8 protein-coding genes and 2 pseudogenes are annotated in these 11,142 nt (G+C 69.9%); 5 read left to right on the top strand and 5 right to left on the bottom strand.

All coding sequences use genetic code 11. The annotated features are described in order from the left end of the window. The first annotated feature begins 239 nt into the window (after positions 1-239). Entirely contained in the window at positions 240-1,157 is a 918-nt protein-coding gene (gene ku, locus AC07F0_RS36285) for a non-homologous end joining protein Ku (protein ID WP_478984216.1), read from the top strand. A gap of 27 nt (positions 1,158-1,184) precedes the next feature. On the opposite strand, the gene AC07F0_RS36280 is transcribed toward ku, so the two are convergent. After that, entirely contained in the window at positions 1,185-1,385 is a 201-nt protein-coding gene (locus AC07F0_RS36280; protein ID WP_365097202.1) for a hypothetical protein, read from the bottom strand. 185 nt (positions 1,386-1,570) lie between these two features. Next, a complete protein-coding gene (locus AC07F0_RS36275) occupies positions 1,571-1,849 on the bottom strand; it encodes a DUF6233 domain-containing protein (RefSeq protein WP_478984224.1) in 279 nt (92 codons plus the stop codon). Between the two features lie 144 nt (positions 1,850-1,993). Here AC07F0_RS36275 and AC07F0_RS36270 point away from each other — a divergent pair. Further along, positions 1,994-2,560, top strand: a pseudogene (locus AC07F0_RS36270) (hypothetical protein); the annotation flags it as partial. Here AC07F0_RS36270 and AC07F0_RS36265 read toward each other — a convergent pair. Continuing rightward, positions 2,555-3,517, bottom strand: a complete 963-nt coding sequence (locus AC07F0_RS36265) for an IS481 family transposase (protein WP_478984214.1) — start codon at positions 3,515-3,517, stop codon at positions 2,555-2,557. The pseudogene AC07F0_RS36270 and the gene AC07F0_RS36265 overlap by 6 nt on opposite strands. Positions 3,518-3,544: 27 nt before the next feature. On the opposite strand from AC07F0_RS36265, the gene AC07F0_RS36260 reads away from it, so the two are divergent. Then, positions 3,545-4,045: a DinB/UmuC family translesion DNA polymerase gene (locus AC07F0_RS36260; protein WP_478984222.1), complete on the top strand. Its 501-nt coding sequence runs from the start codon at positions 3,545-3,547 to the stop codon at positions 4,043-4,045. A 391-nt stretch (positions 4,046-4,436) separates the two neighbouring features. Next, on the top strand, positions 4,437-7,511 hold the full coding sequence (locus tag AC07F0_RS36255; RefSeq protein ID WP_478984212.1) for a Tn3 family transposase: 3,075 nt from the start codon (positions 4,437-4,439) through the stop codon (positions 7,509-7,511). Between the two features lie 257 nt (positions 7,512-7,768). On the opposite strand, the pseudogene AC07F0_RS36250 reads toward AC07F0_RS36255, so the two are convergent. Then, a pseudogene (locus AC07F0_RS36250) lies at positions 7,769-8,697 on the bottom strand (NADP-dependent oxidoreductase). A gap of 166 nt (positions 8,698-8,863) precedes the next feature. Between AC07F0_RS36250 and AC07F0_RS36245 the strand changes: the two are divergent. After that, positions 8,864-9,988, top strand: a complete 1,125-nt coding sequence (locus AC07F0_RS36245) for a GlxA family transcriptional regulator (RefSeq protein ID WP_478984210.1) — start codon at positions 8,864-8,866, stop codon at positions 9,986-9,988. 358 nt (positions 9,989-10,346) lie between these two features. On the opposite strand, the gene AC07F0_RS36240 is transcribed toward AC07F0_RS36245, so the two are convergent. Continuing rightward, on the bottom strand, positions 10,347-11,078 hold the full coding sequence (locus AC07F0_RS36240; RefSeq protein WP_478984208.1) for an alpha/beta fold hydrolase: 732 nt from the start codon (positions 11,076-11,078) through the stop codon (positions 10,347-10,349). Positions 11,079-11,142: the final 64 nt, after the last annotated feature.

The raw sequence follows: 11,142 nt of genomic DNA, 5'->3' as shown, positions 1-11,142 counted from the left end.
TGCCCGCGTGGACGCGATTCCTCGGCGTGCTTCTCGCCTTGTACGGGCTGTACGTCGCCTACCGCGTCATCAACGGCATGGCCGAATAGAACGTCATGGTCCCTGTCGAGATCCTGCGATGGACTTACGCGCACGGACGAGCCCGGAGGGCGTGCATACCAGGCCTCCGCTGTCAGCGTGCGCGGGTAGGGCGTGCCTCATAGCCTGAAGGTGCTCGGGGCTCGTCGCGGAGGTCTGCTGTGCCCAGAACTATCTGGTCAGGCGCCATCTCGTTCGGTCTCGTGACCGTTCCGGTCAACGTGGTCAGCGCCACGGAGAACCACAGTTTCCAGTTCCACCAGTACCACCTGGAGGACATGGGGCGGGTCCGGGTGCGCAAGTTCTGCGAGGTGGAGGACCGCGAGGTCACCAGCGACGAGATCGGCAAGGGATACGAGCTGTCCAAGACCCAGATCATCCCGATCACCGACGAGGAGCTGGCGAACATGCCGCTGCCGACGGCGAAGGCGATCGAGATCGTCGCGTTCGTGCCCCTGGAGTCGGTGGACCCGATCCGCATCGCGGAGGGCTACTACCTCCAGCCGAGCGGGCAGGTCGCGGCCAAGCCGTACAAGCTGCTACGCCAGGCGCTCGCCCGGTCGTCGAAGGTCGCGGTCGCCAAGTACGCCTGGAGCGGCCGCGAACGGCTCGGGCTGCTGCGGGTCCGCGAAGACGCGCTCGTACTGCACGCGATGCGCTGGCCGGACGAGATCCGGGACCCGTCCTCGCTGCTGCCGCCGCCCGTGGAGGTGAGCGACGACGAGATCGACAGCGCGCTCGCGCTCCTGGACACGATGGCCCACGAGGATCTTGAGGGGGAGGAGTTCCGCGACCGGTACACCGAGGCCGTCGCTGAGGTCATCGAGGCCAAACGGGAACACCGTGAACTGCCCGCGGCGCCGGAACCGGAGTCCGCATCGGCCCAGGTCGTCGATCTGATGGCCGCACTGCAGCAGTCTGTGCAGCAGGCCAGAGCGTCCCGTGGCGAGGAGGCCGACGTGCACGAGCTGCCGAAGAAGGCCGCGGCCAAGAGGACGGCGAAGAAGCAGCCGGCCAAGAAGGCCACCGAGAAGAAGACCGCGAAGAAGACGTCGGGGCGCCGGCCGCGCAGCGCTTAGCCCCACCCGGGCCAGGCTCCGGGCCCTTCAGGAGCGCGTGTTGATGTACCGCACGCCCGGGCCCCACTTCTCCATGGCCGGCGCCATGCACCACTGGCACAGCGGGCAGCCGCCGCGGCCGTATTTGTGGGTCTTGCGCTGGCAGGTGGCGCACGGGCCGACCTGGTCACCCGGGCAGGTCAGAGCGGAGGGGTCGGGCTCGGTGACCGGCGGCACGGGAGTCGTCATCGTGGAGTGTCCTGTTCTGGGCGACCGGCACCGGTCGCCTCGACCGCAGGATACGGCGTGAATGACACGGCCGTTCGATTCTCGGCGGACCTGCTGCCGGACCACGCGTACGGGGGGCATGCTCCCCACGTATGTCGCGGCGCGTGCGGTTGGGGGCGGTCCTCCATCCGCCTCCGGCCGGGTGATCAGTCAAGGATGCGGAGTTCGATGTCGGGCTGGTAGTGGGGGCAGGCAGGCAGCCCGGAGGCCAGGAGGCGGCGGGCTTCGTTCCGGTCGACGGGGCGGCGGCGGTTGCCCGCGGCGTAGCAGTCGCCGGCGTGGACCTGGACAGGCGGGCGTCCGGTGCCGATGTCGAGCTGCACGATCCACTCCGGCCTGGCGGGCCGGCTGTGTTGACCGTGTTCCCGCTCGGCTTCCCGCCGCTGAAGATCGGCGATCTTGCTGTCGATGCGCGCCAGCCACATCGCGTGCCACACCCTCAGGGTGAGCAGTCGCTCAGGTGAGGTGGCAGGTCGTCGAACACGTTCCGTCCCGGGATCTCGCTCCACGCGGGCCGCACCCTCGCGTATTCGAATTCTAGTTCGATACCGTGGGAGCTGAGGAGGTGTATGCACGTGCGCTGCCCGCACGGGCTGCCCCGGGAGACCTACCGGCAGGTGCTCGAGGAACTGGCGGACCTGTCGCCGGTGGTGCAGGCGCGGCCGCCGTCGGCGGCCCTGGTCGAGCTCAAGGGCGCCCTGCGCTACCACGGCGCTGACACCCGCCGCCTGGGCGAGATCCTGCGGGTGCGCACGCTGTCCCGTCTCGGTGTCGACGTCCGGGTCGGGATCGGACCGTCCATCACGGTCGCGGCCACAGCCTCCGCCCAGATCGACCCGCCGGGCGGTGTGCTCGCCGTTGCCCCGGGCCAGGTCGTCGACTGGCTCGCCCCGCTGCCGGTCGACGCACTGCACGGCATCGGCCCCCGCCAGGCGCAGATGCTGCGCGAGTACGGCATCCACTGCATCGGCCTGCTCGCCGCCGTCCCGCCCGCCACCGTCCAGCGCCTGCTGGGCGGCCGCGCCGGCCGCCTGGCCACCGACCAGGCCCGCGGCATCGACCCGCGCCCCGTCGTCCCCCGCGCCCTGCCCGAGTCCGCGACCGTCCACCACGCTTTCACCCGCCACGCCCTAGATGTGCTGACCGGACAGGTTGGTGACGCGGCTGGCTGGGGTGTGACCGCTGATGCCGGTGTGGGGTCGGTGGTAGTTGTACCAGTCCAGCCAGTCGTCAAACGCTGCCTGTCGTTCGGCGTCCGAGGTGTAGGGGCGCTGGTAGGCCCACTCCTCGAGCAGGGTGCGGTGGAAGCGCTCGACCTTGCCCTTCGTCTGCGGCCGCCAGGGCCGGGTCCAGCGGGGGCTGATGCCCAGCTCGCGGCAGGTGTCGCGCCAGGTGTTCTTGGTGTAGACCCAGGCGTTGTCGGTCAGCACCCGCTCGACGGTCACGCCGCGTGCGGCGAACCAGGCGGCAGCCCGCTTGAGGAAGGCCGCGCAGGTGGCGGCCTTCTCGTCGGGCAGGTCCTCGGTGTAGGCCAGGCGTGTGTGGTCGTCCAGGGCGGTGTGCAGGTAGGCGTATCCGGTGCCGTTGCGGCGGTTTTGGTTGGCCCGGCCGGCCTGACGGCCGAGGACTTTGTGGCCGCCGCCGTCGGGGATGCGGCCGAGTTTCTTGACGTCGATGTGGAGCAGTTCGCCGGGCCGGGAGCGCTCAAAGCGGCGTACGGGTTCGCCGGTGGCCCGGTCGGTGGCGGCCAGGGCGGGCAGGTGGCGGCGGCGCAGGATGCGGTGGGCGGTGGAGGCGGCGATGCCGCATCGGGCGGCCAGCCGGACCGGTCCGATGCGGTGTTCGCGGCGCAGGTTCACGACCTGCTCCTCGATGGCGGCCGGGGTGCGGCCAGGCTGGTGGTGCGGGCGGCTGGAGCGGTCCTGCATTCCGGCGGCTCCCAGCTGCCGGTAGCGGTCTGCCCAGCGGGCTGCGGTGGTGTGGCTGACTTGGAAGCGTTCCGCGGCCCTGCGCAGCGGCCAGCCGTCGTCGACGACACACCGGGCCAGACGCAGCCGGCCGGTCGCGGTCAGCGGGGCGTTACGGTGGAACAACGAGGGCCTCCTGGGTGCCGGTTGTCGATGTCGCAGTCCACACCGAAACCAGAGGCCCTCGCCTCGTTCAAGGACCGCTCAAGGCGTGTCGCCTGTCACCAACGTTCCGGGACAGCACACCTAGACGGAGCGGAGGCCCGCGCCGCCCTCCTCGAGCTCGTGGTCCGCCTCGGCGCCCTGCTGCGCCGGCGCAGCCAGGCGGCCCGCGCCCTCACCCTGGCGCTGACGTTCGCCGGCGGCAGCCGCTGGGAGAAGACCCGCCGCCTGGCCGAGCCCTCCGCCCACGACGACGACCTGCGCGCCCTCGCCTACCAGTTGATGGACGCCGCCGGTCTCCAGCGCGGCCGGCTGGTCGCGCTCGCGCTCCAGGGCGAGGACCTCGTCGACGCCAACCAGGTCGCCCAGCAGATCAGTCTCGATGACGCCCGTGAGGACCGGCTCGTGGCCGAAGCCGCCGTCGACCGCGTCCGCGACCGGTTCGGGCCCCGCGTCATCGGCCCGGCCGCTGTCTTCCGGCGCGCCTCATGAATCCGATCGGCCCACGGCGGAAGGATGAGGCCAGTGCTGCTTGATCCGCCAGGTTGGGGGACATGGCCCAAGGCACTGCCGCACTGGCCGTGCGTTCAGGCCGTCGAAGAGGCCCTCACCGACCGGGGCATTGCGCCGGGCATCGTCCGCGCCGACCGGACATCTCGCGCCTACCACCAGGTCGATCGCCGCCAGACGCTCTACATGACCCTCATCTGGGACGTCAGCCGCACCGGCGCCCGGGGCGGCGTCCGGCTCCACTGGGGGTGGGGCCGGAATACGAGCGAAACGTGCCACGACCTTGTTTCACCGCTGGTAGAGGCCAGCGCGGGTCGCCTTGATAGGGATCGTTAGGATTCCGTCATCCTGGCCCCTGTGATCTTCGAGGTGTGTGTTGGCATCGATCGACCGCACGGCCTACCCGAGGTTCCCCGGGACCGTCACGGCGCGGGAGCTGGTCGAGTCGTTCACACCCACAGCGGACGAGGTCAGCTGGGCGCGAGGGAAGACGACCGCTGACCAGACCTTCCTCGTGCTGGTGATATGGCTGAAGTGCTACCAGCGGATGCGCTATTTCCCCGGCCTGGACGAGGTTCCCGACGCGGTGGCCCGTCACATACGCACCGCGCTGGGACTGCCGGACAGTGTGGCGGTCGGGGTGGAAGCGGTGCGGTCGGCTGCGCGGTATCGCGACTACGTGCGCGAGCGCTTGGGGGTGAAGTACGACGCGGCGGATGTGCGCGGCATCGCCGAGACGGCGATCCGAGCGGCAGCGGTCACGAAGGACAACCCGGCTGACCTGATCAACGTAGCGTTGGAGGAGTTGCTGGAATCCGGTCGGGAGTTGCCCGGATACACCACGCTGGACCGGATGGTGGCCAAGATCCGCGCCGAGGTGAACCGGGAGGTGTTCGCCACTGTCGCCGGCCGGATCACTCCGGGGCAGCGCGCGAGGCTGGCCGAGCTGCTGGTAGTGGACCCGTCCAGTCGGCGCAGCCGGTTCGACCGGCTGAAGGACCCGGCGAAGGCCGCGACGATCGGCAAGTTCAAGGTCCGCCTGGCGCATCTTGCCGACCTGGACGCGCTCGGGCCGACCGACGCATGGCTGCAAGGGGTCCCGCCGGGCAAGATCTCGCACTTCGCTGGCGAGGCGCGGGTCACCGACGTCGCGGACTTCGTCAAGATCGGCGACGAGAAGCGGTTCACGCTGCTGGCCAGCTTCATCCACGTGTTGCGTACCTCGGCTCGGGACGAGGTGACCGAGATGTTCTGCAAGCGCATGGCGGTCATCCACAAGAAGGGCCGGGCCCGGCTGGAGGCGCTGCGTGAGGAGCACCGCGCTGAGTCCGAGCGGCTGCTGGAGGTGTTCGGCGATGTTCTGGCCGCGGTGCGCGAGGCTGCCGATGCGGCCGACACAGCAAACGCGCCCGATGCCGAAGACGGGAGGTCCGCAGCGGCGCGGACTGGGGAGATGGTCTTGGCGGCGCTGACGGTCGGCGGAGGCATCGCGGCGCTGAGCGCGTCGCACGAGGCGGTGGCCGCGCACCACGGCAACAACTACCTGCCGCTGTGCGAGCAGTACTACAAGTCGCACCGGGCGGTGCTGTTCACGCTGGTGGACGCGATTGAGCTGGAGGCGACGTCCGCGGAGCGGTCGGTGCTGGACGCGCTGGAGTTCGTCAAGGCCAACCGGGATCTGGACCGACGCGCGGAGTGGATCGAGGAGAGCGTCACCGTCAAGCGCGACGGCAAGGACGTGGTCCTGACGGTCGACGTCGACGCCTTCGCAGGGCTCTTGTGGAGGCGCACGCTGCGCGACCGGCGGCGTCCGGGGATGCTGGCCCGCCGGCACCTGGAGGTGTGCGTGTTCTCCCATCTGGCCGCCGAGCTGCGGTCCGGGGACATCGCGGTGGTCGGCTCGGACTCCTACGCCAACCTTCATGCCCAGTTGATGAGCTGGGAGGAGTGCGAGGACAAGGTCACAGAGTTCTGCACCCAGGCTGGCATTCCGACCGACGCGAAGGCGCTGGCAGCGCACTACCGGGCGCTGCTGACGAAGACGGCCACGGAGGTCGACGCGGGCTACCCGGCCAACACGGACCTGCGCCTGGAGGGCGGACGGCCGGTGCTGGCGCGGCGCAAGGGCGCCGAGCGGCGGCCGGCAGCGATCGCGCTGGAGGCCGCGGTGCTGGACCGGCTGCCCGACCGCGCACTGCTGGACATCCTGGCCCGCACCGCCCACTTGACGGGCTGGCCGCGGCATTTCGGCCCGGCCTCCGGTTCCGATCCGAAGATCCGCGACACCCTGGGCCGGTACGTGGTGACTGCGTTCGCCTACGGGGGGAACCTCGGGCCGGCCGAGGTCGCCCGGCACATGCGCGGGGTCAGCGCCCACGAGATCTACACGGCTGGGAACAAGCACGCCACCCCTGACAAGATCTACAAGGCGTTGGCGGACGTGGTCAACGCCTTTGCGAAGCTGGATGTCGCCGCGATGTGGGGCGACGGGTCGACCGCGGCCACCGACGGTTCGCAGATTGACACTTGGGAAGACAGCCTGCGGGCCGAGTCCCACGTCAGATATGGCGGGTTCGGGGCTCTGGCGTTTCGGCTGGTGTCCGACAACTACATCGCGCTTTTCTCTCACTTCATCCCGTGCGGGGTGTGGGAGGCGGTGTATCTACTGGACTCGCTGCTGTCCAACGTCTCCGACATCCAGCCCGACACCATCCACGCCGACACGCAAGGGGCTTCGCTGCCAGTGTTCGGCCTGGCCGCGCTCCTCGGATTCGACCTCCTTCCCCGCATACGCAACTGGCACGACCTGAACTTCTACCGGCCGGACGCCAAGGTGCGGTACAAGCACATCGACTCCCTGTTCGACGACAATGTCATCGACTGGGCCCTCATCGAACGCCACTGGAGGGATCTGCTGCGTACCGGGATCTCGATCCGGGAGGGTCGGCTGTCCTCGGTGACGCTGCTGCGCCGTCTGGGCAACCACTCGAAGCGCAACCGGATCTACAAGGCGCTACGCGAATTGGGCAGGGTCATCAGGACCGTGACGCTCCTTCGATACCTGTCCGAGCCCGAGCTGCGTGTCCAGATCACCGCGATCACCAACCGCACGGAGGCGTTCCACGGCTTCGCTACGCATCTGATGATCGGCGGACGGCTGATCGGCCACAACGACCCGGACTACCAGGAGCGAGTCGTCAAATTCAACGAGCTGATCGCCAACTGTGCAATCTACTCCACCGCGCTGGACATTACCGATGCCGCCAACGCCCTCGCCGCCGAGGGCCATCTCGTGGACCCCGACGACCTGGCCACCGTCAGCCCGCTGATCACGCGCACGATACGCCGCTTCGGCGACTGGCACTTGGACCTCACCCCGCCCAAGGACGTCGTCGCCACCAGGTTGGACCTGGCCCCCGGAGCCCTGTTTCCCACCGCGCCGGTGTGAAGCTCTGGAGCGCCTGCGTCGATCCCCCAGCCAGTGGTTGCCAGCCTCAGCAGACGTAGACGCACCAGCCGCGCTGCTGGAGGGTAGGCGAAGTCGGCGTGTGCCGTCTCGACGGCTTCCGGGTACGCCTGGGTCTCCTCGTGCTCAGCCAGCGCCCGGGAAATGCTGGAGGCGTGGCACAGACCTTGGAGCACGCACGGCGCGGGACGACCCCCGTCCTGTGCCGCGGCCCGGGACAACCCCCGAGCCATCCCGCCTCAGCGCACGGTGATAACCAGTTTGCCTGTGGTGCGGCCCGTCTCCCCTAGGGCGTGGGCCCGGGCACCTTCGGCGAGGGGGAAGGCGCGGGAGACGTGGGCGCGGAGACTTCCCCGGCCGACGAGCTCGGCTACGGCGCGCATTCCGGCCTGGTCGTGCTCAACGAGCAGGATGAGCGCGCGGACCTGTGCCTTCTCCGCTGCGGCCTGGGTGTCCTTGTTGCCTGGCAGGAGGGAGACCAGGACACCGCCGGGGCGGATCACGCTCACGGAACGGGTGGCGGTCTCGCCGCCGAGGGCGTCAAGGACGACGTCGTAGCGCTCTTCGGTGTCGGTGAAGTCCTCAGAGCGGTGGTCGATGCAGACATCCGCGCCGAGCTCGCGCAGAAAGTCATGCTTGGGGGCACTCGCCGTCCCGGTGACGTGCGCGCCGCGCTCCTTGGCGATCTGTATGGCGAGATGACCGACACCGCCGGCCGCAGCGTGGATCAGGACCCGCTGCCCGGCCCGGAGGCCCGCGGTCTCGTGAGAGCCTGCCAGGCGGTGAGCGCGGCCAGCGGCAGAGCGGCCGCCTGGACGTGGTCTATGCCGGCGGGCTTGGCGGCGAAGGCGCGGGCGGGGCCGGTCACGTACTCGGCGTGGGAGCCAGCCCCGTGGGGGTAGGGCAGCATGCCGAACACCTCGTCACCGGGCCGGAAGAGGGTGACGCCGAAGCCGATCTCCACCACGGTGCCGGAGACGTCCCAACCCAGGGTCAGCGGTGGGGGCGGCAGGAAAATACTCAGGGCGCGGTGCTTGAAGTCCGTGGGATTGAGTCCGGCCGCGTGCACGGCGACGAGGATCTGCCCGGGCCCGGGCGTCGGCCGCGGAACCTCGGTCAGCTGTAGGACCTCGGGGCCGCCGAGGGCCGTCTGGTGCAGGGCGAGCATCAGGGGGGCTCCATCCGGGGCAGCAAGATTAGAGGAGTCAGTGGCGGCCGCTGGGTCCGGGGAGTTGAGGTTCTCAAGTGTCTCCGTCGAAGTCATGCCTCGATCCTGGCCGTACGGTCCGGCCCGGGGCGACGGCAAGAAGGTCAGCATTCGATACATTCTTGCCATGCGCATCTACCCTGCCGCCCGCTGCGTTCCCGGCGCCTGCAGTACTCCCACCGTCCGCCCCGCCTCCGCCGCGCCCTCCCGGGCCCGTGACCTCGCCGATCGTGCAGCCGAACTGGGTCGCCTGATGCGCCCGGAACCGCGGCCGGGCGCCCACAAGGTGGTCGTCCTTGTTCTCGACGGGATCTATCCCTTCGAACTCGGCATACCTCACCGGGTCCTGGGCTCCGCCGGTGGCCGCTACGAGGTGCTGTCCGCGAGCGTGGACGGGCAGCCCGTGCGTACCGACTCGGACCTGGCCGTCACCCCCGGGCACGGTCCCGAAGTGCTGGCCGAGGCGGACACCGTGATCATCCCTCCGTACGCGATCACCCAGGCCTCGGCCGCCACCGCGGACTCGCAGGCCCTCGACGCCCTGTCCCGCGTCCGCCCCGGTACCCGCCTGGTGTCCATCTGCACCGGCGCCTTCCTGCTGGCCGCCGCCGGTCTCCTGGATGGGCGCCGGGCTACCACCCACTGGGCACTCACCGACCACTTCCGGGAACTGTTCCCCCAGGTCGAGCTTGACGCTGGCGTGCTCTTCGTCGACCACGGTGACGTGCTGACCTCAGCGGGGGCGGCGAGCGGTGTCGACGTCTGCCTGCACCTGGTGCGCCAGGACCACGGCAGCGAGGTGGCCAACCAGGTCGCCCGTTACTGCGTCGTGCCGCCGTACCGGGACGGCGGGCAGGCGCAGTACATCGAGCGGCCACTGCCGCCGGCGAGCGGAACCGGCACCGGGCCGACCCGCGACTGGGCGTTGCAGCGGCTGGAACTGCCGCTGTCGCTGGACGAGCTGGCCGCGCACGCGGCGATGAGCACCCGCACCTTCGCCCGGCGCTTCCAGGAGGAGACCGGTCTGAGTCCCGGCCGCTGGCTGACCCAGCAGCGGCTGCGGCGGGCGCGGCACCTGCTGGAATCCAGCGACCTGCCGGTGGAACGGGTCGCCCACGAGGTCGGCTTCGCCACCGCCACATCGCTGCGGCGGCACCTGGCGGCGGAGACGGGGGTCGCCCCGTCGGCGTACCGGCGTACTTTCCGTGCCCCGGGTCCGGTCGCGGGCGATGTGGGCCCTGTTCTCGGATAGTGCTGTGACCACATAGGTTCACCGGGTTGGTGGCTGTGGCGATTGGATGTGTGGTGACGTCCAATCCGACCGCTGGAGGAGCGGTGGCCGAGCCCATCTATGTACGCAGACTGAGCTGTACTGAGATTTGTGGAGTCCCCCGGCCTGCCCCGAGTTGCGTGGAGTCGGGGAAGTGCCCCGAGTTGGGTGGAGAAAGAGGCCCTGCGCGGCTGGGTCCGCCAGGCCGAGGCCGACCACGGCGAGCGCGACGACCGGCTCACGACCGCCGCCGCGGCTAGTGAGCGCGCGATTTGGTCAGCCTGAGCGTTCAGGGTCCCGCTGCGCTCGGGTGGCCCTGGTGGACCCGACTCTGGCGCCCTCAGCTGCCAACAGGTAGCTGCAGGGCGAAGCGGCGGACAGCATCGGTGAAGGCATCTGGATCGTCGAAGTTCGCGAGATGTCTTGCCCGCGGGATCAATTCGACGCGGGCGTGCGGATGAGCGCGGGCGAAGTCCAACTCGCCGGACCGGAAGACGGTGTCCTTCTCGCCGTTCAAGATGAGCACGGGAGCCACCACATGACGCATCGCACCCGCGTCAAAGCGGCCCAGCACCTCGCCCCAGGCGGCTGGCAGAGTGTGGAAGGCGTAGCCAGAGAGGATGGTCGCCTCCACCACCTCGGGAGGATAGAGCCGGCGCAGCAACCGGTCGTTCCACCGGGCCAGCCGGTCCGCCGGTATGCGAGGGACGAGCCCGGCGACCCACCGATACGGCGTTGCCCACGGGCCACGAGTTGAGGCACTGGCTCCAGCAAGGACCAGCCCCCGCAGCTGCTCGGGGCAGCGCCGCGCGAACTCCAGTGAGGCGTATCCGCCGAGCGAGTGCCCGACGACCAGAGCCGGTCCGCAGTCGAGCGTGTCCACCGCGGAAGCGATGATCTCCGTCGCCGCGTTCAGGCTCCAGGGTTGAGCAGAGCGGGCGCCGTGGCCTGGTAGGTCAACAGCGGCTACCAGGAAGTCCTCTTGGAGTGCGGCGAGCTGTGGGCTCCACTGTCCCGCGCTGAACCGCGTCCCGTGTACGAAGATGATGGGCGGTGCACCCGCTGCCGTCATGAGTCCCCCAGATCAGCACTCTCCTCGGACCGACTCTACCGGCGGGCCATCCCGGTGCTGAGCG

Source organism: Streptomyces sp. NPDC045955 (assembly GCF_056430805.1).
The sequence above is the reverse complement of the archived record's forward strand: the minus strand, read 5'-3'. Positions and strand labels throughout refer to the sequence as shown.

Bases quoted from the DNA above. Each gene is read 5' to 3' on its own strand.
- AC07F0_RS36280 (WP_365097202.1), bottom strand. From the start codon at position 1,385: ATGACGACTCCCGTGCCGCCGGTCACCGAGCCCGACCCCTCCGCTCTG.
- AC07F0_RS36275 (WP_478984224.1), bottom strand. From the start codon at position 1,849: ATGTGGCTGGCGCGCATCGACAGCAAGATCGCCGATCTTCAGCGGCGG.
- AC07F0_RS36260 (WP_478984222.1), top strand. From the start codon at position 3,545: ATGTCGCAGTCCACACCGAAACCAGAGGCCCTCGCCTCGTTCAAGGAC.
- AC07F0_RS36245 (WP_478984210.1), top strand. From the start codon at position 8,864: ATGCGCATCTACCCTGCCGCCCGCTGCGTTCCCGGCGCCTGCAGTACT.
- AC07F0_RS36240 (WP_478984208.1), bottom strand. From the start codon at position 11,078: ATGACGGCAGCGGGTGCACCGCCCATCATCTTCGTACACGGGACGCGG.